This window comes from Luteimonas terrae (assembly GCF_004358165.1).
Classification (GTDB): Bacteria; Pseudomonadota; Gammaproteobacteria; order Xanthomonadales; family Xanthomonadaceae; genus Luteimonas; species Luteimonas terrae.
Window position 1 is genome coordinate 1,450,984 of the sequence record NZ_SMTG01000002.1, and the last position, 22,103, is coordinate 1,473,086.

The following is a 22,103-nucleotide window of genomic DNA, read 5'->3' on the forward strand; positions in this document are numbered from 1 at the left end:
GCGCGCTCGTCCCGCTGCGCGCGGCGATCAGCGCTCGCGCAAGGCTTCGCCGGCGCGATTCAGGGGTTTCATCAGATAGCTCATGATCGTCTTGCTGCCGGTATGGATGTCGGCCGTCGCCACCATGCCCGGGAAGATGTGGAACTGGCGGCCCGCGGCGTTGAGCAGGTGATCGCGCTCGGTGCGGATGAAGACGCGGTAGTAGTAGACCTCGGGCTTGACCTCGTCCTGGATGGTGTCCGGCGAGATCACCGCGACCTGGCCTTCGAGCCCGCCGTAGATGTGGTAGTCGTATGCGGTGATCTTCACCACCGCGCGCTGACCGGGATGCAGGAAGGCCACGTCGCGCGGCGACACGCGCGCCTCGATCAGGAGTTTGTCGTCGAGCGGCACGATTTCCAGCAGCTTGCCGTTGGGCGGCACGACGCCGCCGACCGTCGTGACCTCGACGTTCTTCACGATGCCCTTGACCGGCGAGACGATCGTCGAGCGCCGCAGCGCATCGCTACGCCCGCGCGTGACCGATTGGGCCTCGAGCATCTGCGCATTCGCGAGCGCGAGTTCCTCGCGCGCAGTGACCATGTATTGCGTCCGCAGGTCGGTCAGCTGGTTCTGCAGTTCGTTCGCCTGGCGACGCAGCCGCAAGAGTTCAACATTGCTCGCCGCGCCGCGGGCCACCAGCGGCGCAGTCAAGGCGATTTCCTGGTTGATCAGCGCCAGCGCGCGGCTCAGGCCCGCCGAGGTTTCCTGCAGGCTGTCGCGCCGGGACTGGAACAGCGCCGTCTCCGTGCGGACCAGGTCCGGGTCCTGCTGGACCTCGTCCGGGAATTCCAGGGCCCCACCCCCGACCTCGGCCTGCAGGCGCACCGATTTGGCGAGCGCCGCGCGCATGCGCGACGCGCTCTCCTCGACCGTCGCCTCCGCCAGCGTCGGGTCCAGATGCGCGAGGACCTGCCCAGCCTCGACCACGTCGCCTTCGCGCACGTGCAGGCGCGACAGGATGCCGCCCTCGAGCGATTGCACGATCTGCTCGCGGGAGGTCGGCACGACACGACCGGTGCCCGTCGTCACCTCGTCGAGTTCGAACACCGCCGCCCATGCCAGCAGCGCCAGCAGACAAGCGACGGTGGCCCAGACCACGCGCGAAGCCAGCGGCGCGCGCGCGCGCGCAAGGCCGGTGCTGTCGCCCAGTTCGCTCTTCATGCGGGCTGCCCCGCCCCGGCCTTCGCACGCGCCGGGCCCGACCGCGCCGGCCGCACGAGGACTTCCTCTTTCGGGCCGTCCCGGACGATGCGCCCCCCATCGACGACAACGATACGGTCCACCCACTGCAGCAGCGCCGGGCGATGGGTCGCGACCACGAGCGTGCGCGGCGCCAGCCAAGGCGTCATCGATTCGATGAAACGGCGCTCGCTGGCCTCGTCGAGCCAGGCCGTCGGTTCGTCGAGCAGCAGCACATTGGGCGACCGCATCAGGGTGCGTGCCAGAAGCAGTGTCTGGCGCTGGCCGCCGGACAGGCCGTGACCGCCTTCCTGGATCATGTAGTCGAGGCCTTCGGGCAGCGAGCGCACCACCGCGTCCGCGCCGCTGAGCGCCAAGGCGCGCAGCAGGTCGTCATCGGAGGCATGCGGCATGCCCATCGTGAGGTTCTCGCGCAGCGTGCCGTAGAACAGCGCCGCGTGCTGGTTGAGCAGCGCGACGTCGCGGCGCATGTCCATCGGATCGAGGACCGAGGTCTTGACGTCGTCGAGCAGCACCTGGCCGGACTGCGGAAACTGCATGCCGGCCAGCAACTGCAGCAGGGTCGACTTGCCGGCGCCGTTGCGCCCGAGCAGGGCGACCTTCTCGCCGGCCGCGATCTCCAGCCGCTTCACTTCCAACGCCGGGCGCGCGGCGCTCTCGTAGCCGAACCGTATCTCGTTGACCACGTAGGCACCACGCAGCACCGGACGATGCACGCGCAGGCTGCGCTCGGGCTGGTCGACCGGCTTCTTCATCAGTTCGTCGAGGCCTTCGCGCGCGACCTTGGCCTGCTGCCAGCGCACCATCACGCCGGTCATCTGGCCCAGCGGCGCCACCATGCGCGAGGCCAGCATCGAGCTGGCGACCAGCACGCCGACCGACAGCTCGCCCGCCATCACCGCATATGCACCCACCAGCACCACGCAGGCGTAGACCAGTTGCTGCACTTCCTGGGTCCAGGCATTGAGGATGCCGGTCAGGCGCCGCGTCTTCATGCCGATCGTCGCGGTGGTCTCGTTGAGGTGGTTCCACTGGTTCTGGAATCGCGGCTCGGCGCGCAGCAGCTTGATGTCGTCCATGTTCTGGACGCTCTCGACCAGCATCGCGCTGCGGATCGAGGACTCGCGCATGCCCGCCCGCGACAGCCGCGCCAGCGGGCGCTGCGCCAGCAGGCCCGGGATCAGCAGCACCGGCAAGGCTGCAAGCGGCACCAGCACCAGATGCCCGCCGATGAGCCAGATCACGCCGAGGAACAGCACGAAGAACGGCAGGTCGGCCAGCGCGCCGATCGTGGTCGAGGTGGTGAGCTCGCGGATCTGCTCGAGCTCGCGCAGCTGCGCGACGAAACTGCCGGTGGACCTGGGCCGCGCATCGTTGCGGATGCGCAGCGCGTGTCCGAACACGCGGTCGGAAATGCGCAGGTCCGCGCGCCGACCCACAAGATCGGTGATGTGGGTGCGCAGCACCCGCATCAGGAACGCGAAGGTCAGCGCGATCAGCAGACCGCCGAAGAGCACCCACAGCGTCGGCACCGACTGCGCGGGCACGACGCGGTCGTAGACCTGCATGGTGAACAGCATCGCAGCCAGGGTCAGCACGTTGGCGACCATGGAGGCGAGCATCACGTCCAGATAGCGCGGCCACTCGCGCAGGGCCTCCTTCCACAACCAGTCCGACTGCCACGGCTTGATGTAGGCATCGACGCGCGCGTCGGGGACCGAGGTCTGGGGCTTGGCGAGCAGGACGCGCCGGGCACGCGCGAGCAGCGCGTCGCGCTCGATCGTGGTCGTCAGGCCGCGCTCGCCGCTCATGCGCAGGGTGACCGTGCCATCGGCATCGATCTGTTCGAGCACGGCCACCTGGCCATCGCCGAGGTCGGCGATCATCGGCAGTCGCCACGGGTCGAGCATGCCCGGCACCAGCCGGTCGAACACGACCACCAGCCCGAGCTGCCGTGCCATGTGCTCGATCACGTCGTCGACGGTGTCGGCCCGGGCACGCCATTCGGCTTCCACGCGGACGCGCTCTTCCGAGCCGTCGAGGCGGTAGTGGCGCGACACCGTGATCAGCGCCTCCAGCCAGGGCAGATGCGGGGCGGGCGGTGCGGTCGTGCCCGTGCTCACAGGCCGGCTCCGGTGGCGTCGGCGCGGTCGTCAGGGCCGGCACTGTCGAGCCCGAACGCGGCACGCGCGCTGCCGCTGGCGAGCAGCAGGTCGAGCTGGGCGCGCCACAGGTCATGTCGCGCATTGACCAGATCCTCGGTGGACTGGCCGATTTCCTGCTCGGCATTGAGCAGATCGAGCACGTTGCGTGTACCCAGCGTCAGATACTGGTCCCAGTACAGCTCGCGCGTCTCGACGATGCTGCCCACGCGCTGCTCGAACAGGCTAATGCGCTCGAGCAGTCCGTCGCGCACGCGGCGCTGGCTGCGCAGGGTATCCAGCGCGAGCAGGCGTTCGGTGCGCAACAGTTCGTCGGCGACCTCGAGCGCGCTGGCGCTCGCACGCGCCTGCGCGGTCACGGCGCCGCCCTGGTAGAGATCGCTGCGCACGGCGACGAGCGCATTGTTGTAGGTGCGGCGTCCGTAGAGATCCTCGTAGCGATCGCCCGCGGTCCCCAGCCGGTGGTTGGCGTTGGCTTCGAGGCTGATCGTGGGATAGCGGCGCGCGCGTGCGTTGCGCAACAGCGCCTCCGCTTCCGCGCGGGTCGCACGTGCGGCCTGCAGTGTAGGAAGGTCGTCGACGTCGACCGATCCGGGTGCTCGCGACAGCACGTCGCCCGGACCGGCCGAAACCGGTCGGGCGGCGTCCTCGGCGCCCACGTAGGACTCGAGCCGGCTGCGCCACTGGTCGATCTGTGCGCGCGATGCCGCCCGCTTGGCCTCCACCGCCTCCATGCGAGCCCGTGCCTGCAGCGGATCGCTGCGTGTCGCGGCGCCCGCTTCCGCGCGCAGCCGGGTGATCTCCTCGACGCGTGCAAGTGCTGCCATCTGGTCACCCAGGGCATCGAGCAGGGAGTCGTAGCGATGGATCTCGATGAGCGCCTGGCAGGTCTGCTCGATGACGCCGTCGATCGCGACCAGCAACTCGGCCTGCTCGCGCCGCTCGGCGGCGCGCTCGCGGGCGACCGCGCTGCGCGTCTTGCCGAAGTCGTACAGCATCTGCGACAGGCCGATACTGGCGACCTGTCCCGTCCCGAATTCGCCCTGCTGCCCGCTGGTGACCTCGGCCTGGACGCGCGGCAGGTAGCCGGCACGCGCCGCGTCGACGAGGCTGGACTGCTGCGCGATCGACGCGCGGGCGCCGGCGATCGCCGGATACCGTGCAACGGCATTTCGGACCGTCGCCGCCCAGTCGAGCGCATGCGCGTCATCCGGCTGCACCGGCATGCCCGGTGGCGCTGCCGACGCTGAAGGGACCAAGACGACGCGCGTGTCCGGCGGCCGCGACTGCGCCAATGCCACCTGCGCGCAAACGCACGCGATCGCGCCGGCGGCGAGCACACCCGCTGCACGCCACGCGCGCGTGGAGCGACCCGCGGAGCGAACCCCGTGTCCGGCAGCCGGCCCGGTGGAAGCCACCGGGCCGGACGGGCGTCGCGTCATCCCGCTGTGCCGCAAGCCAGGCTCAGAGCGCACTGACCGACTGCTGCGACAACAGGGCGTCCGTGTCGTCCTCCTGGCGCAAGGGCACGCCGTAATCCACCTCCCAGGCGGCGGCGTTGGCGGCATGGTCACCGAATCGCGGCGCGTCCAGCGCGATGACCTGATCGCCTTCGCCGCGCACCATCAGCGGCGTCACGTGTCCCGACGCATCGAAGAACTGCTGGACGTCGAAGTCGAGGCCACCGTCTCCATGCGCCTCGGCACCCGCATCCTCGCCTGTGATCGCGTCGAGATCGAACGCCTCGGCAGTCGCCTGGATGCCGGCACCATCAGGCTGCACGGTAACCACCAGCGTACCCGTTCCCACCTGGCCGGTCGGATGCACCAGCTGGTAGGTGAAGGTCTCGGTGACCGGCTGGCCGAAGAACGCACTCGCGTCGTCCGGCGTATAGACGTAGTTGCCGCCGGCATCGATCCGCAGTTCGCCGTACTGGCCCTGGATCGTCCGCGGCACGTTGGCGTCGACGTCCAGGTACGCGCCACTCTCGAGATCGAGGATACGCAACTGGGTGAAGCCGGACCCGGTCACATCGTTGGCAAGCAGGTTGCCCACTGCGTCATCCGTGTCGACGACGCGGTACTCGTCGAGGAACGTGCCATTGACGTCGATGTTGACCCCGACCCCCACGCCACCCGCACCGCTGACGGTCGCACGGAAGCGATAGGTGCCCGGTGCAAGGTCCAGCGTCGACAGGTCGAGGGTCGCGACCGGGCCGACCAGCCCGAGCAGCAGGCTGTAGCTCACCGTACCGCCCGCGACGTTGACCCAGGCCCCCTGCGCGTTCTGCTGCTGCAGCGACAGCGAACCGCTCGACAGCAGCGACACGAGCGAATTGAGGCTCGCGGTGCCCGTGATGTCGACATTGGCACCGACGGTGAACGTGTTGCTGAACCAGTTCTGCGTGGACAGCAGCCCGACGAGCTGGATGCCATGGGTCGCGTCGAAGACATCGCGCGTGACGTTGGCGAACTCCACGCCGGCCGATGCGGTGTCGCCGTTGACCGCGAAGTCGAAGGTCGCCGGCGCGCCCGGATCCGCGTCGTCCCAGACCAGGGGCACGTCCGGGCTGCCGATCCGCACATACAGCGTCGCGGTCGACGTGGCACCGGTCACGGTATCGACGAGGGTGTACGTGAACTGGTCGACCTGGCCGATGTTCGCCGCGGACTCGGTAGGCGTGTAGGTGTAGTTGCCGTCGGAGTCGATTATCAGCACGCCGTACTGCCCGACGATCGTGGTGCCGCCTGCGGCGATCGCCTGGTTGTTGACGAGGGAGACCACGGTGTTGTCGGTCGACACGTCGGCGTCCATGACGTTGCCGGTCGCGGCCTGCCCTTCGATGTCGGCCAGCACCGTAAAGTCGGATTCGACGCCGCCGACCGAGAGTGCGCCCAGCAATCCGACGCCAACGCCGTTGAAGGTCATGAAGGCGCGGTACTGGCCGGGGCCGAGATTATCGAGCTGGGCACTCGCCGTGCCGGTCAGCAGGTTGAGTTCGAGCAGCGTGGCCGCACCCGGCCCGTTGATCGCGCTCCACTGGCTGCCGTCCCAGCGCTGCACCACGACACGGTAGTCGCCGAGGACACCCGCCGAGAGCACCGCACCGTAATCGAACACCGCGTCGAGCGACTTTCCTTCGCCGACCGTGAACCCGACGCTCGGCGTGCCCAGCACCGTGGCACGCAGGTTGAGCAGGCCGAGCCCGACGAGGGCGACGTAGTTCGCCGATCCGAGGCTGACATCGGTCGTCGTGGGAATCAGGTCTAGCGATGCCAGGGCCACATCGTCATAGGCGATCACGCTGTCGGCCAGGTTGGGCGCCGTGAGCGGCGTGCCGTCGGAGACATTGCCCGCCGCGTCGGTCGCGGTGACGATCAGGTTCTCGCCATTGGTCAGCGGCGGATCGAAGCCGATCGCATAGGTGCCTTCAGGCGTCGCCGTGGTGCGCCCCAGCTCGGCGCCGGTGTTGGCATTGCGGACGATGACCGTCGAGCCTGCTTCGGCCAGGCCGCTGACCTCGTCACCCGAAGGCGTGATGCTGGCCGTCGGCGGCTCGGGATTATCGACATCGCCCAAGTTGGGGGCGGTCAGGGCGGTGGCGGGCGATTCGTTGTTCGACGCATCGGTCGCCGTGACCGCGAGCTGCTCGCCGGACGTCAGCGGTGGATCGAATGTGATCGTATAGCTGCCGTCGGTGCCGGCGGTTGCCGTGCCGATGACATTGCGCGCCGCGTCGTAGATCCGCACCGTGGAACCGGCTTCGGCCACGCCGGTCACCGTGACACCGTCGGGACTGAAGGTCGCCGTGGGCGCATCCGGGGCAATGGCGTCGGGCGCGACGAGCGGTGTCGGATCGGACACGTTCCCGGCGGCGTCGGTCGCCGTGACCGACAGGGTCTCGCCGGCAATGCGCGGCGGGTCGAGCGTGATCGAGTAGCTGCCATCCGCATTGGCGACCGCCTGCCCGATCTGCTGTCCGTCAGGATCCAGGACACGGACCGTGGCACCGGCCTCGGCCGAGCCCGTGACCGTGGCGCCATCCACGCTGATCGTTGCAGTCGGAGGTGCGGGTGGTTCGTCGTCGACGATCACGGGCGCGTTGATGACCGTGGGCAACGACGTGTTGCCGGCGGCGTCGGTTGCGGTGACCGACAGCGCCTCGCCATTCGTCAGCGGCGGCGAGAGTGCGATGGTGTACAGCCCGTCGGTGCCGGCAACCGCGCTGCCCACGACGACCCCGCCGACGGTGATCCGCACCGTGGCGCCGACCTCGGCGGTGCCGCTGACGCCGTCGCCGGCATCGGTGATCTCGGCGGTCGGCGCTGGCGGCGCCACATCATCGGTCAGATCGGGCGCCGTCGCCGGCGTCGGCGGCGAAGTGTTGTTCGCCGCATCGGTCGCCGTGACCCAGAGCACCTCGCCGGCGGTCTGCGGCGGCGTCAGGCCAACGGTGTACCGGCCATCCGTGCCGGCCACCGCGCTGCCGAGGAGCGCGCCGTCGAGCGTACGTACGTCCACGCGGCTCCCCGCTTCGGCGATGCCGGTCACCGTGTCGCCGGCATCGTTGATCACCGCAGTCGGAGCTTCGGGCGGGATGTCATCCGTCAGGTCGGGCGCCAGCACCGTGGTGGGCAGGGACGCGTTGTTGGCCGCATCGATCGCGACGACGAACAGCGTTTCGCCTCCCGTGACCGCAGGGTCGAGCACGATCGCGTAGCGGCCCTCGGTACCGGCAACGCCGCTGCCGAGCACCGTGCCATTGTCTGCGCGCACTTCGACCCTCGCGCCAATTTCAGCCTGGCCACTGACCAGATCGCCAGCGCCATTGATGACCGCCGTGGGCGCGTCGGGGGCGGTGGTATCGGTCAGATCCGGTGCGGTCAGCAAGGTCGCTCCGGAATCGTTGCCGGCGGCATCCGTCGCGATGACGGTCAGTTGTTCACCCGCGGTCTGCGGTGGCGTCAGGTTGATGGCGTATCGGCCATCGGCGCCCGCGATGGCTTCGCCCAGCGGCGCGCCGAGAGGGCTGAGCACGCGCACGGTTGCGCCAGGTTCGGTCAATCCGCTGACGACGTCACCCGTATCGTTGATGACGGCGGTGGGCGGCGCGGGGGGCGTCACGTCGGAGAGATCGGGGGCGACCAGCGATGTGGGCCCGGACTCGTTGTTCGCAGCATCGAACGCCCGGACGAAGAGCTCCTGGCCAGCCGTCTGCGGCGGCGTGAGCGTGATCTCGAAGCGCCCGTCGGTTCCAGCAAACCCGCTTCCCAGGAGTGTGCCGTCAGCCGCGCGTACCTCGACGCGCGCACCGGCTTCAGTACTGCCGTTGACCGTGTCTCCCTCGGCGTTGATCACCGCCACCGGCGGGGCGGGCGGTTCGACATCGGTCAGATCCGGCGCGAACAGGGTGGTCGGGAACGACTCGCCGACCCCATTGGACGCGGTGACCGAAAGCCGTTCGCCTGCTGTCAAAGGCGGCGAAAGTGTGAAAGTGAAGCTGCCATCCACCGCCACGACCTCGTCGAGCAGTGCGCCCGACGCATCGTAGAGCCGCACGGTCGTACCGGCGTCTGCGGTGCCCGAGACGGTGTCGCCGGCGTCATTGATCGTCGCATCGGGCGCCGGTGGTACGTCGGCAACGGATAGGTCAGGCGCGACCAGTTGCGTCGGCACCGAGGGATTGTCCGCGGCATCGGTCGCGATGACGCTGAGCGTCTCGCCGCCGGTCTGCGGCGGCACGAGCGTGATCGTATAGCGCCCGTCAGTGCCAGCGACGCCCGTGCCGAGCAGCACGTTCTGCGGATCGAACACCTGCACGGTCGAGCCGACTTCGGCGATGCCGGTCACCGTGTCGCCAGCACCGTTGATGAAGGCCGTCGGCGAGTCGGGAGGCGTGTTGTCTGTGGCATCCGGCGCAGTGAGCGACGTCGGGTCCGACTCGTTGTTGGAAGCGTCCGTCGCCGTGACCGTCAGCAGCTCGCCGGAGGTGAGCGGCGTGTTCAGAACGATCGAGAACCGGCCGTCGGTGCCGGCCGGGCCCTCGCCGATGACAGTGCCGTTCGCGTCGTAGACCCGCACTGTCGAACCGGGCTCCGCGGTGCCGCTGACGGTGTCGCCGTCCGCATTGATGACGGCCAGGGGCGGTGCCGGCGGCGTCGTGTCGAGGACCGGCGCAGTCAGTGGGACATCCGGCGACGTGTTGCCGGCAGCATCGGTCGCATTGACGATCAGCGCTTCGCCTGCGGTACGCGGCGGTTCGAGGGAAATCGTGTAGCGGCCGTCGGTCCTCGCGACACCGCTGCCGATCAGGGCACCGGTGCTGTCGTAGACATTGACCGTGGCGCCCACTTCGGCCGTGCCGCTGACGGTGTCGCCGGCGCCATTGATGAAGGCGGTCGGCGCGTCCGGCGGGATGTTGTCGCTCAGATCCGGCGCATCGACCGGGGTGCGGGGCGACTCGTTGCCGGCTGCATCGGTCGCACTGACGGTGAAGGTCTCGCCGGCGATGCGGGGCGGGTCGAGTGCGAAGACATAGCGACCGTCGCTGCCCGCGACCGTAGTGCCGACGACCGCGTTGTTCGCGTCGTAGACCGTCACCGTCGCGCCACGTTCGGCGACGCCGCTCAACTCGGTGCCGGTGGCATTGATGAAGGCGGTCGGAGCGTCGGGCGGAATGTCGTCCGTCAGATCAGGGGCGATCAGTGTGACCGGATCGGAGGTATTCCCGGCGACATCGGTCGCCGTGACGGTCAGCGTCTCGCCGGCAATCAGAGCCGGAGACAACGTGATCGTGTAACGCCCATCGGTGCCGGCGACCGCGGTGCCGATGACGTTTCCGGCCGCATCGGTGATGTCGACGCGCGAACCCGCCTCTGCAGTCCCGGTGACTGTGTCACCAGCGGCGTTGATCACCGCCGTCGGTGCAGCGGGCGCGACGGTGTCGGGCGCAAACAGCGAAGCAGGCGGCGACTCGTTGCCCGCCGGATCGGTCGCGGTCACCGTCAGCGACTCGCCCGCGACCAGCGGCGGATCGAGCGTGATCGTGAAGGCGCCATCCGGTCCCGCGACGGTCTCGGCGATCGGGTTGCCGTCGGTGTCGTAGACCGTGACGGTCGCGCCCGGCTCAGCGTTGCCGCTGATCGTAACGCCGTCGGCGCTGATCGATGCGGTCGGCGCCTCGGGGGCGGTCAGGTCGGGCGCGATCACCGACGTCGGATTGGACACGTTGCCGGCCGCATCGGTGGCTGTCACACGCAGCGACTCGCCATCGGTCTGCGCCGGATTCAGCGTGATGGTGTAACGGCCATCGGCGGCCGCGACGCCGGAGCCGAGCAGCACGCCGCCCGGGCTGAAGACCCGGACCGTGGCGCCTGCTTCGGCGGTGCCGGTGACCGTGGTGCCGGTACCGTTGATCTGCCCGGTCGGCGGCTGCGGCGGCGTGGTGTCGGCAGGCGGCGGTGTCGGTGGCGTGGGTGCGCCGCCACTGGATCCGCCGCCACCGGCGGCGGCGGCACCGATCGCAAGTGCGCCTGCACCGATCGCAAGCGCGAGCGTCGACCCGCTCAGGCCCGCGCCCGTCGCGGCGGCGACGCCGAGTGCGCCTTCTTCGGAGGCGGCCACGGCGGACGCGACCGGGATCGTCGTGGCATCACCGGCGAGCATGAATCCACCGGTCTGCGGATCGGGGCGCAACCACCACAGCCCGCCGTCCTCATCTTCGAGCACGAGTTCGCTGAGCTCACCGGCGTGGTTGACGAAATAGTCCTTGATGACGATCCGGCTGCCGTCATCGAGCACCACTTCCAAGTCGTCCACGCCCGTCACGCCGCGCGTGATCGTCGCGACTGCGTCGGGATCCACCTTCAGCGTCACCCGGGACGCGCCATCGAGCACGACCGGCGTCGCTGTCGACACTTCGCTTGCTTGGCCGGTCGACTTGGCCACCACGGTTGCGATCTCTGCCATGTTCTCGCCCCTCTCTACTTGCCTGTTCGTCGGATTGCGGAGAGCGCAAACGTCATGAGCGCCATCACCGCGTGCTTGCGAACATTTAATCCGGACGTCGCACTCGAGGGTGTACGAGTTGTGCAGAAATCCCCTGAATTCACGCATTTTGAGATAATTCTCAAACCCGGCGCCCCTGCACAAACGACGCGCGGTCTGCCACCGCAGCGTGGAACCTGGGCGCATGGCATGATGCGAAACCGCGAGGCCCACCCATCCGATGACCATCAAAGGCAAGCCGACTTCGCTGGACATCGCGCATCTCGCCGGTGTGTCGCAGCCGACCGTCTCGCGCGCATTGCGCGGGCACCCGTCCGTGAATGCGGAAACCCGCGAACGCATCCTCGCGATCGCGCGCGACCTCAATTACAAGGTGGACAAGAACGCGTCCAACCTGCGCCGACAGCAGTCGGGCACGCTGGCGTTGCTGCTGTTCGAAGACCCGACCAGCGACCAGTCGCACATCAACCCGTTCTTCCTGCCGATGCTGGGTTCGATCACCCGCGCCTGTGCGCGGCACGGCCAGGATCTGCTGATCTCCTTCCAGCAGCTGTCCAACGACTGGCATGCCGATTACGGCGACAGCCACAAGGCCGACGGGCTGATCCTGCTGGGCTACGGCGACTACCTCGCCTACCAGGGCAAGCTGCGCACGCTGGTCGAACAGGGCACGCAGTTCGTGCGCTGGGGCGCGGTGCTGCCCGAGCAACCGGGCATTTCGATCGGCTGCGACAACGCGGGTGGCGGCGCGCTGGTCGGCGCGCACCTCGCGGACCTGGGCCACCGCCGCATCGCGTTCCTGGGCGACGCGTCGAGTCGCTATCCCGAGTTCCTCGACAGGTGGCTGGGCTGCGAATCGGCGCTGCAGCGGCGCGGCCTGCCGATGGAGCGTGCGTTGCAGGTGGACGCGGAAAGCGCCGAAGCGACGGGTTACGCGGCGGCGACGGAACTGCTGCGACGCGGACTGCCCTTCGACGCGGTGTTCGCGGCCAGCGATCTGATTGCGATCGGCGCAATGCGCGCGTTCGCCGAACACGGGCTGCGGATACCCGGCGACATCGCGATCGCCGGCTTCGACGACATTCCCGCCGCGCGCATGACGACGCCGGCATTGACAACCGTCGTGCAGGACACGCTGACCGCCGGCGAGCTGCTGGTCGATACGCTGATGAAGCTGGTCCTGGGCGAACCAGCGAAGAGTTTGCGGATGCCGACCTCGCTGGTGGTGCGGGAGTCGACCGGGCGGCGTTGAGCGCTTTCCAGAGTTCGTGCTTGGACCTGGTCCGCGACGGGATTCGATGCCTCGTCATTCCGGCGGACGCCGGCATCCAGCGACGTCTTCTGCAGGCTCGGAAGAACGGTTCTCGAAGTGCGCACAGCCAGCAGCCGGATCCCGGCTCTTCGCCGGGACGACGCGCGGACGCGTGCCATGACTGGCTACTCGCTGGCTGCGTCGGGTCCACCCAGGCGACCGGCCATCAGCGCCTGCAGTCGCGCGCGCAATGCCGCCGGCACTGCGACCTCGTCGCGCAGCAGGACGCGCACGCCGTGGGCGGGCACGGCGAGCGACACGTCGCCGTCGACGTCGACCGAACCACCCTGCAATGCATCGCGCCACTGCCCGGCCGCGATCTGTGTCGCATCCAGCGTCGCCTTCCAGGGCGCCCCGCCCTTGTTGAGCAATACCAGTGCGGTCTGGCGCGCGTCGCCATCACCGATCACCCGGTAGAACGCGGCGTGGTCCCCTTCGAGCGCCAACACGAGCTGCAGACCGCGCTGCAAGGCCGGCGTCTCGCGCCGCAGGTTGGCGATGCGGCTCAGCGCCGTGTGGATCGGCGTCCCGATGCCTGCATCGATGCGGTCCTGTCCGTAGTACGCGCGGTTGCCGGCATGCTCAGCGCGTCCGCGCATGAAGCCGGTTTCCGAACCGTAGTAGACGACCGGAATGCCGCGTGCGGTGAACAGCCAGTTGTGCGCGTCCATGAAGCCAGCGTCGGTCGCCGCCATGCGCGGCATGTCGTGGTTGTCGTAGAACGTCGCCAGATCGTAGGGATTGGCATAGGGCCCGCGTTCTAGATGCAGGGCCGGCAGGAGACGCTCGAAACCGGCGTCGCCGGCGAAGACTTCGTCCATTGCCTGTTTCATCGGAAAGTCGAGCACGCTGACGCCGCCATTGGACGTCCAGGTGTGCTCGGCGATCTTGTCGGCGTTGTAGTCGAAGGCTTCGCCGAACATGAAGAAGCCCGGATGCTGGCCGCGGATGCGGTCGGCGAAACGCTTCCAGAACGCGTGCGGCATCCAGGCGATGGTGTCGATGCGGAACGCGTCGGCACCCTGCCCGATCCACTGTTCGTAGGCGCCGGCCAGATACTCGAACACCGCCGGGTTGGCGGCGTCGAAATCCGACAGTTGCGCGAGGTTGCCGTCGAAGATCGAACCATCCTTGCCATCGACCACGCCGGTCGCGTTGTAGAACGCGTGCAGCGGGTTGCCCTTTGGATCGAGCTGCTGCGGCGGCAGGTTCTGGTGGTCGGCGATCAGCGTTCCGTCGGCGTCGAAGATCTGGCCGAAGCCGGGCTGCTGCTCCGGCATCGTCCACGAGGGCGAGCCGTGATTGCCGACGATGTCGAGCACGGTCTTGAGCCCAGCCGCGCGCATGCCGTCGGTGAAGCCGCGGAAATCGAGATCGGCGCTCGGCAGATGTTCGTCGAGACGATAGAAGTTCGTGCCCCAGTAGCCGTGGTAGCCGGTCTTGCCGCGATCGGTCAGCGAGCTGCCGCAGGCGACCGGGTCGCCGCCGGTGAAGGCCTCGTCCGGGTTGTCGACGATCGGCGTGATCCACACCGCGCCGAAGCCCATGTCGCGGATGTAGCCGGCGTTGTCGAGCACGCCGCGAAAGTCGCCACCGAGATAGCCGATGTTGCCGTCGATGCCGTCCGGGCAGCGCACGGGAATGTCGAAGGTGCGATGCGCGCCGCCCTGCTCGCGCTGGTCATTCGCCGTGTCGCCGTTGACGAAACGGTCGGTGACGACGAAGTAGACCGCGTGCGCGGCGAAGGGCTCGCGCGTGCCGTACAGCGCATCGCCTGTGGGGGCGTCGCTGGCGCGGACGTCGCCCGCATGGCTGCAGCCGGCGCCGATCAGCGCGGCGATGGCGACGGTCAACGCTCGGGTCATGCGGTCACTCCTCGAATCGAATGTCATCAGGCGGGCTGTTCGGAGAGCGGGCGCGACACGCGCAACGCGAACAGACCGGCGATCGCCAGACTCGCGCCGCCGAGCACCAACACGCGCATCGGCGCCCCACCGAACACGTGGCCGAGCAGGAAGCCCAGCGTGCTCACCGCGACCAGCTGCGGAATGACGATGAAGAAATTGAAGATGCCCATGTACACGCCCATCTTGTGCGCTGGCAGGCTGTCGGACAGCATCGCGTACGGCAGCGACAGGATCGAGGCCCAGGCGAAGCCGACACCGGCCATCGACAGCAGCAGCCACTGCGGATCGCGGATGAAGGCGATCGACACCAGGCCCGCGCCGCCCAGCCACAGGTTCACCAGATGGGTCATGCGCAGACCGAGCCGGCGCGCCATCCACGGGATCGCGACGGCCGCGATCGCGGCGAAGCCGTTATAGGCGGCGAACAGCACGCCCACCCAGTTCGCGCCCTCGTTGTAGGCGGCCGACTGTGGATCGGTGGTGCCGTAGTGGGTCTGTGCGACCGCGGCGGTGGTGTAGATCCACATCGCGAACAGACCGAACCAGGAGAAGAACTGCACGACCGCGAGCTGGCGCATCGTCGTCGGCATCGCATACAGGTCGCCGGCGATCGCGGCGATCATGCCGCCGCGCAGCGCCACGGCCAGCAACCGCAGCAGGCCATAGGCCAGCGGCAGCGCGGCCAGCACGTAGAGCATTCGGTCCCAGCCCATCGACCAGACCAGCGCGACACCGGCGATACCGGCCAGCAGCCACGGCAGTCCGCCGATCGCCGCGGGTACCGCGACGTCGCTGTTCGCGACGATGCCGGGCGGATGCGCGTCGTCGAATGCGGCCAGTGCCTCGGGCGGATACTCGCGCGTGCGCAGCACCGTCCACACCACCGCGCCCAGCAACACGATACCGCCGAAATAGAACGCGTAGCGCACGGTGTCGGGCACTTCGCCGGGACCCGCAGTGTTGGCCACGCCGAATTTCGCCAGCACGAACGGCAGCGCACTGGCAACCACGGAGCCGACGCCGATGAAGAAGCTCTGCATCGCGTAGCCGGTCGGCCGCTGCTTCGGCGCGAGCTGGTCGCCGACGAAGGCGCGGAACGGTTCCATCGACACGTTGAGCGAGGCATCGAGTACCCACAGCGTGCCCGCCGCGATCCACAACTCGGGCGAGTTCGGCATCACCAGCAGCGCGGCGGTCGAAAAGATCGCACCCCACAGGAAATACGGACGCCGGCGGCCGAGGCGCGTCCAGGTGCGGTCGGAAAAATAGCCGATCACCGGCTGCACCAGCAGGCCGGTCAGCGGAGCTGCGATCCACAGGCCCGGCACCTGCTCCATGTCTGCGCCGAGCGTCTGGAAGATGCGGCTGACATTGGCGTTCTGCAGGGCGAATCCGAACTGGATGCCCAGAAAGCCGAAACACATGTTCCAGATCTGCCAGAACGACAGCTGCGGTTTCGCGTTGCGCATGTGTTGCGACTCCCCTCCCAAGGACCGCTGCATCGCACCAACGCCGGTGCATGCATGGCTGCATGGTAACGAGCGTGTCGCGCAGCGCTGCGATCTGCATACGTATTCATGGCATGCGCGCACACGCCGCGCTTCCGCACGCAGGGCGCGATGCTCTAACGTCGCCCCGCATCGGATGGGGCAATGGCGAGGCGACGATGAGCGACAGCCCGTGGTGGCGCGGCGCGGTGATCTACCAGATCTACCCGCGCAGCTTCATGGACAGCGACGGCGACGGCGTGGGCGATCTGCCCGGCATCATCGCGCGCCTGGATCACGTCGCCTCGCTCGGCGTCGATGCGATCTGGGTGTCGCCGTTCTTCCGCTCGCCGATGGACGACTTCGGCTACGACATCGCCGACCAGTGCGACGTCGACCCGATGTTCGGCACGCTGGCCGACTTCGATGCGCTGCTGGCCAAAGCACATGCGCTGGGTTTGAAGATCATGATCGACCAGGTCTTCAGCCACACCTCGAACGCGCACGACTGGTTCCGCGAAAGCCGCGAATCGCGCGACAACCCCAAGGCCGACTGGTACGTCTGGGCCGATGCGAAGCCCGACGGCACGCCGCCCAACAACTGGCTGTCGATCTTCGGCGGCCCGGCGTGGAAATGGGAGCCGCGGCGTCGGCAGTACTACCTGCACAACTTCCTGTCGAGCCAGCCGGACCTCAACTTCCACAATCCGGACGTGCAGCAGGCGACGCTCGACTACGTGCGCTTCTGGCTGGACCGCGGCGTCGACGGCTTCCGGCTGGATTCGATCAACTTCTGCTTCCACGACGCGCAGCTGCGCGACAACCCGCCCAAGCCCGAGGCGCTGCGCATCGGCCGCGGCTTCTCGCCCGACAACCCGTATGCGTTCCAGTACCACTGGTACAACAACACGCAGCCGGAAAACATCGGCTTCATCGAACGCCTGCGCGTGCTGATGGACGGCTACACCGACGTCGCCGCGCTCGGCGAGATCTCGTCGGAGGACTCGCTGGCGACGACGGCCGAATACACCAGCCCCGGCCGCCTGCACATGGGCTACAGCTTCGAGCTGCTGGTCGATGATTTCAGCGCCGGCTACATCCGCGAGACGGTGCAGCGCCTCGAAGCCGCGATGGACGGCTGGCCGTGCTGGGCGATCTCCAACCACGACGTGGTGCGCGCGGTCACGCGCTGGGGCGGCGGCACGTCCGGCACCGCATTCGCGGTGCAGATGGTCGCGCTGGTCTGCGCCCTGCGCGGGTCGGTGTGTCTGTACCAGGGCGAAGAGCTGGGTCTGCCGGAAGCCGACGTGCCCTACGAGGCGCTGCGTGACCCTTACGGCATCACCTTCTGGCCGAACTTCAAGGGCCGCGACGGCTGTCGCACACCGATGCCGTGGACGGGCGACGCGGATGCGGGCTTTTCGACCGGCACGCCTTGGCTGCCGATCCCCGATGCGCACCGTGCGCTGAGCATCGATGCGCAGCGCGCGGATGCGGACTCGGTGCTGTCACATACGCGCCGCTTCCTGCAGTGGCGCCGCACGCAGCCGGCGCTGCGCACCGGCGACATCGCGTTTCTGGACACACCCGAACCGGTGCTGGCCTTCGTGCGCACGGCCGGCGACGCGCGCGTGCTGGTCGTGTTCAACCTCTCGCCATCACCGGTCACCTGGACGTTGCCGCCCGGCATGACGCCGACAGCGCTCGATGCGCACGGCGTCCCGATGGGCATGATCGACGGGACACTCCTGCGCCTGCCGGCGCATGGCCTCTATTTCGGTGCACTGACCGACGCGGACTGATCGTCGCGCGCATCGGCCGCAGGCCACGTGCGCAGGCTCCCGGGCGAGACGCCGACGCGTCGACACGCATGCGGGCCGGCGCCGTCGGGCAGTGCGATGCGGAACATCGGCGCGAGCGTCTCCAGGGCGCGGGCGCAGGCCGCATGACGCGCCCGCTGCAGTGGCGTGAACCCGAGCATTTCCGTCGCCCAGGGCGGCAGCAGGGCCGCGCCCGCCCCGAGAAACAGTCCACGGGTCACCGTCGCGCCCGGCACCGGCAGCCGGATGCGCGCGAGTACGTGGAGCACCTCGCGCGAGCGCGCGTCGTGGCGCAACACGGGCCGATGCGCAGTGAAATACGCGTCCAGTGCCGCGCGACTGTCCGGTACCTCGCGCGCGCCCAGCGCCCGCGCCACGCCGACGCCTTCGGCGTAGTAACGGTCCTCGGCCCACTCGGGCACGGGCAGGCCGCCATAACGACGGAAACCCTGCGCGAACGCATAGGCCTCGCTGGCGTGCACCCACGCGAGCAGGTCCGGATCGTCGGCCGCATACGGTTGGCCATCCGCGGTTTCACCGCGCACGCGACCGTGGATGGCGCGCACGCGTGCGACGAGTCGCTGCGCCTCCGCGGTGCCGGCGAACGACGTGCCGGCGACGAACGCGGTCGTGCGTCGCAGTCTGCCGACCAGATCGTCGCGGAAATCCGAGTGATCCCATACGCCCGCCAGCACGCGCGGATGCAGTGCCTGCAGCATCAGGGCGCACAGACCGCCGGCGAGCATGCCGGGGAAATCCGCATGGATCCGCCAGGTGATGGTGCCCGGCCCGAACAGCCCGGGATCGCCAGCCGGCGTGTCGTAGTCGATACCGCTCTGCCCGCGCGGAAATACGCCCAGCACCCGGCGCCGCAGGGCTGCGGCCAGCGGCGCGAGCAGCGGATTGGAGGCGCGTGCGGACATGCGCACATGCTAGCCGGGCGCGTGTCGCGAACCTGCGGATGCAGCCCTGCCACGCGCGTCGTGACCATCCGTCGTCGATGCGCAATGAATACGTATGCAGCGCGGCGCCGGCCGCGGAACTCGCGACTACCATGGCCGCGACCCGACCGAGCGCGCCATTGCGTGACCTCCGTCGCCGGCACAACTCGAAACTACTGCTGTCCGCTGGACACCCTTGGGAGGGGAGATGTCGAAGCTCGATCGCAACCTGCTCAGCGCCGCGCTGTCGTCGGCACTGCTGATGCTCGCCGGCGGCGCCTATGCGCAGACCGCCACCAACACGTCCACCACGACGCCGACCTCCGATGACGCGACCGAGCTCGACGCGGTCAAGGTCACCGGCATCCGCCGTGGCATCGAGAGCGCGATCTCGATCAAGCGCGATGCCACGCAGATCGTCGAAGCCGTCTCGGCCGAGGACATCGGCAAGTTGCCCGACATCAGCATCGCCGAATCGATCGCGCGCCTGCCCGGCGTGTCCGCGCAGCGCGTCGCCGGACGCGCGCAGGTGATCAGCGTGCGCGGCCTGTCGCCCGACTTCGCCACCACGCTGCTCAACGGCCGCGAGATGGTCAGCACCGGCGACAACCGCAGCGTCGAGTTCGACCAGTACCCTTCCGAGCTCGTCAGCGGCGTCACCGTGTACAAGACGCCCGACGCCGGCCTGTTCGGCCAGGGTCTGTCGGGCACGCTCGACATGCAGACGGTCCGCCCGCTGAACTTCAGCGAGGACGTGATCAACCTCAACGCCCGCTACCAGCGCAACTCGCTCGGCGAAGCGGCGAAGACCGATCCCTACGGCAACCGCATCAGCGCCAGCTGGATCACGCGCTCGGAGGACGGCCGATTCGGCTTCTCGATCGGCTATTCGCACAGCGACACGCCGATCCACGAACAGCAGGTCGGCCTCTACGAGCCGTGGAAGACCGACGCGCGCCCGGGTCTCGCCCCGGGCACCTGGGCGGCCGACGGCATGAAGGCACTGCGCCGGACCGGTTACACCAAGCGCGATGGCGCGATGGCGACGCTGCAGTTCCGCCCGTCGAACGCCTGGACCAGCACGCTGGACGTGTTCCATTCGCGCGCCGAGCAGGAAGACACTGCGAACCAGTGGGAACTCAACACGCAATACAACGGGTCCTCGCCCTGCAACCCCGCCTGCGTCTACAGCGACGTGCGCACCAGCGGCAACAACAGCTTCGCCGGCGGAACCATCAGCGGCGTGTATCCGCTGGTGCGCGGCATGTACAACCACCGCGACGACCGCATTTCCGCCGCCGGCTGGAGCAACGAGTTCAACTTCGAGCGCGCGCGTCTGTTCACCGACGTCAGCTGGTCGAAGGCCAAGCGCTCGGAGATCAGCTTGGAGAACAACACGCAGCTGCTGCCCAATCCGTCGCTCGACACGATCGACCTGGACATCCGCAGCAACGGCTTCACCCAGATGCGTCCGGGGCTCGACTACTCCGACGCGTCGCGCCTGTTCCTGACCAACACGATCTACGGCTCGGGCTACGGCAAGACGCCGCAGGTCGAGGACGAGCTGAAGTCCGCACGCGCGGTGCTGTCGCTGTCGGCGCCCGATTCGATCACCTGGCTGTCGGGCTTCGACGTCGGCATCAACTACGCCGATCGCGAGAAGCGCAAGCGCCAGCCCGAAGGCAACATCCTGCTCGGGCCGCAGGGCGACACCGCGATCGCGAGCGACCTGCAGTACGGCCTCGTCGATCTGGGCTTCGCGGGCGTCGGCTACATCCCGGCCTGGAACGTGCCGGCCGCGGTGGCCCGCTACATGGTGTTCGAGCCGACCGAGGATCTGAACTACCTGATTCCCAAGGCCTGGACGGTCAACGAGAAGATCGCGACCGGCTTCGCGCGCGCCAACCTGTCGACCGACTGGGGCAACACGGTGGTCAGCGGCAACGTCGGCGTGCAGATCCAGCGCGTGGACCAGTCCTCGCGCTCGAACTACTGGGACGCCACCCAGCCGGCGGGCAGCAACGTGCAGCCCTTCGAGGACGGCAAGACCTACACCGACGTGCTGCCGAGCATGAACCTCGCGTTCCAGATGCCGGGCGAACACACCATCCGCGTCGGCCTGGCCGAGCAGGTCGCGCGTCCGCGCGTCGACCAGCTGCGCTCGTCGCTGGAGTTCGGCGTCGACACCAGCACCGGCCGCCCGGGCGGCGCCGGCGGCAATCCGCTCCTCGACCCGTGGCGCGCCTACGCCTTCGACGTGTCGTGGGAGAAGTACTTCGGCAATCGCGCGTACATCGCCGCCGCGTTCTTCTACAAGGATCTGCGCACCTACATCTACACGCAGACGCGCGACGACTACGATTTCGCCGCCTTCATCGCCGACTACGTGCCGCCGCCGGGCACCCAGCCGGCGCAGCGCTACGGCAACTTCACCGCGCCGCAGAACGGCGAAGGCGGCACGCTCCGCGGCCTGGAGCTCACCGCGTCGCTGCCCTTCGACCTGTGGAGCGAGTCGCTGCGCGGCTTTGGCATCGTCGCCAGCGCCAGTTTCAACGACAGCAGCATCCAGATCCTCGACCCCGAGAGCGCCAACAGCGTCGGCAGCGGCCCGATCGACCTGCCCGGCCTGTCCAAGCGCGTCTACAACCTCACCGCCTACTACGAGCGCGACGGGTTCGAAGCCCGCGTGAGCCAGCGCCGGCGTTCGGACTTCATCGGCGAGATCGGCAACTTCGACGGCGCGCGTTCGCTGCGCTATGTGGTCGGCGAGAACATCACCGACGCGCAGATCAGCTACAGCTTCGGCGAGACCTCGTCGCTGGACGGGCTGACGCTGCTGCTGCAGGCGAACAACGTGACCAACGCCTCGTACCGCACCTATGCGGGCGTGCGCGACCGCCCGCTCGAGCATGTGGAATGGGGTCGCACGTTCCTGGTGGGTCTGAACTACCGGTTCTGATCCGCGCGGTGGCGGTACTCGACGGGGGCGGCAGCGATGCCGCCCCCGTCCTGTCTCAGGGGCGACGCAGGCCGTGGCGTTCGAGCATCGCGTCCAGGCGTGCGGTCACCTCGGCACGTTCGGCGCCGGGCTGCGCGGCGTCGAGAATCGGCGCGGCCAGCGCGTCGAACTGCGTCCATGCGAACGCCGGCGTGCGCAGATGCGCCGCCCACTCCGGCAGCATGGCCTCGAGATCGGCCAGCGCATCGTCGAGTCCTGCGCGCATC

Annotated in this window: 11 protein-coding genes; 3 read left to right on the forward strand and 8 right to left on the reverse strand. The window is 68.6% G+C overall.

Annotation, left to right across the window (positions count from 1 at the left end):
- Positions 1-27: 27 nt before the first annotated feature.
- From E2F49_RS06765 to E2F49_RS06780, 4 genes are all read right to left on the reverse strand, one after another.
- A complete protein-coding gene (locus E2F49_RS06765; protein WP_055249171.1) occupies positions 28-1,203 on the reverse strand; it encodes a beta-barrel domain-containing protein in 1,176 nt (391 codons plus the stop codon).
- The gene (locus E2F49_RS06770; RefSeq protein WP_133393104.1) at positions 1,200-3,365 is read right to left on the reverse strand and encodes a type I secretion system permease/ATPase; all 2,166 of its coding nucleotides are present in this window, start codon (positions 3,363-3,365) and stop codon (positions 1,200-1,202) included. Before E2F49_RS06770 ends, E2F49_RS06765 begins: the two co-directional genes overlap by 4 nt.
- Entirely contained in the window at positions 3,362-4,630 is a 1,269-nt protein-coding gene (locus E2F49_RS06775) for a TolC family protein (protein WP_165971135.1), read from the reverse strand. The genes E2F49_RS06770 and E2F49_RS06775 overlap by 4 nt, the downstream gene beginning before the upstream one ends.
- A 238-nt stretch (positions 4,631-4,868) precedes the next feature.
- Positions 4,869-11,372 (reverse strand): BapA/Bap/LapF family large adhesin, encoded by a 6,504-nt coding sequence (locus E2F49_RS06780; RefSeq protein WP_165971136.1) that lies wholly within the window; start codon positions 11,370-11,372, stop codon positions 4,869-4,871.
- A 259-nt stretch (positions 11,373-11,631) separates the two neighbouring features.
- On the opposite strand from E2F49_RS06780, the gene E2F49_RS06785 reads away from it, so the two are divergent.
- Positions 11,632-12,663, forward strand: coding sequence for a LacI family DNA-binding transcriptional regulator (locus tag E2F49_RS06785; protein ID WP_208004825.1), 1,032 nt, complete (start codon positions 11,632-11,634; stop codon positions 12,661-12,663).
- Positions 12,664-12,848: 185 nt separating this feature from the next.
- Here the strand turns inward: E2F49_RS06785 and E2F49_RS06790 are convergent, their stop codons facing one another.
- Both E2F49_RS06790 and E2F49_RS06795 read right to left on the reverse strand, forming a co-directional pair.
- Complete coding sequence (locus tag E2F49_RS06790) at positions 12,849-14,588, reverse strand: alpha-amylase family glycosyl hydrolase (RefSeq protein ID WP_133393107.1); 1,740 nt, start codon at positions 14,586-14,588, stop codon at positions 12,849-12,851.
- 26 nt (positions 14,589-14,614) lie between these two features.
- On the reverse strand, positions 14,615-16,099 hold the full coding sequence (locus E2F49_RS06795) for an MFS transporter (protein WP_133393108.1): 1,485 nt from the start codon (positions 16,097-16,099) through the stop codon (positions 14,615-14,617).
- A 197-nt stretch (positions 16,100-16,296) separates the two neighbouring features.
- Here E2F49_RS06795 and E2F49_RS06800 point away from each other — a divergent pair, with 197 nt between their 5' ends.
- Positions 16,297-17,919 carry an alpha-glucosidase family protein gene (locus E2F49_RS06800; protein WP_133393109.1) on the forward strand — a complete coding sequence of 541 codons (1,623 nt, stop codon included), beginning with the start codon at positions 16,297-16,299 and terminating at the stop codon, positions 17,917-17,919.
- Here E2F49_RS06800 and E2F49_RS06805 read toward each other — a convergent pair.
- Complete coding sequence (locus E2F49_RS06805; RefSeq protein ID WP_133393110.1) at positions 17,889-18,860, reverse strand: oxygenase MpaB family protein; 972 nt, start codon at positions 18,858-18,860, stop codon at positions 17,889-17,891. The two genes, E2F49_RS06800 and E2F49_RS06805, sit on opposite strands and share 31 nt — an antisense overlap.
- A 226-nt stretch (positions 18,861-19,086) precedes the next feature.
- On the opposite strand from E2F49_RS06805, the gene E2F49_RS06810 reads away from it, so the two are divergent.
- Complete coding sequence (locus E2F49_RS06810) at positions 19,087-21,837, forward strand: TonB-dependent receptor (RefSeq protein WP_133393111.1); 2,751 nt, start codon at positions 19,087-19,089, stop codon at positions 21,835-21,837.
- A 55-nt stretch (positions 21,838-21,892) separates the two neighbouring features.
- Here E2F49_RS06810 and E2F49_RS06815 read toward each other — a convergent pair whose 3' ends face one another.
- Positions 21,893-22,102: a hypothetical protein gene (locus tag E2F49_RS06815; protein WP_133393112.1), complete on the reverse strand. Its 210-nt coding sequence runs from the start codon at positions 22,100-22,102 to the stop codon at positions 21,893-21,895.
- Between the last annotated feature and the right edge of the window lies 1 nt (position 22,103).

Coding starts and splice junctions, on each gene's coding strand:
- E2F49_RS06765 (WP_055249171.1), bottom strand. CDS start 1,203: ATGAAGAGCGAACTGGGCGACAGCACCGGCCTTGCGCGCGCGCGCGCG.
- E2F49_RS06775 (WP_165971135.1), bottom strand. CDS start 4,630: ATGCCGGTGCAGCCGGATGACGCGCATGCGCTCGACTGGGCGGCGACG.
- E2F49_RS06780 (WP_165971136.1), bottom strand. CDS start 11,372: ATGGCAGAGATCGCAACCGTGGTGGCCAAGTCGACCGGCCAAGCAAGC.
- E2F49_RS06785 (WP_208004825.1), top strand. CDS start 11,632: ATGACCATCAAAGGCAAGCCGACTTCGCTGGACATCGCGCATCTCGCC.
- E2F49_RS06790 (WP_133393107.1), bottom strand. CDS start 14,588: ATGACCCGAGCGTTGACCGTCGCCATCGCCGCGCTGATCGGCGCCGGC.
- E2F49_RS06795 (WP_133393108.1), bottom strand. CDS start 16,099: ATGCGCAACGCGAAACCGCAGCTGTCGTTCTGGCAGATCTGGAACATG.
- E2F49_RS06800 (WP_133393109.1), top strand. CDS start 16,297: ATGAGCGACAGCCCGTGGTGGCGCGGCGCGGTGATCTACCAGATCTAC.
- E2F49_RS06805 (WP_133393110.1), bottom strand. CDS start 18,860: ATGTCCGCACGCGCCTCCAATCCGCTGCTCGCGCCGCTGGCCGCAGCC.
- E2F49_RS06810 (WP_133393111.1), top strand. CDS start 19,087: ATGTCGAAGCTCGATCGCAACCTGCTCAGCGCCGCGCTGTCGTCGGCA.
- E2F49_RS06815 (WP_133393112.1), bottom strand. CDS start 22,102: ATGCGCGCAGGACTCGACGATGCGCTGGCCGATCTCGAGGCCATGCTG.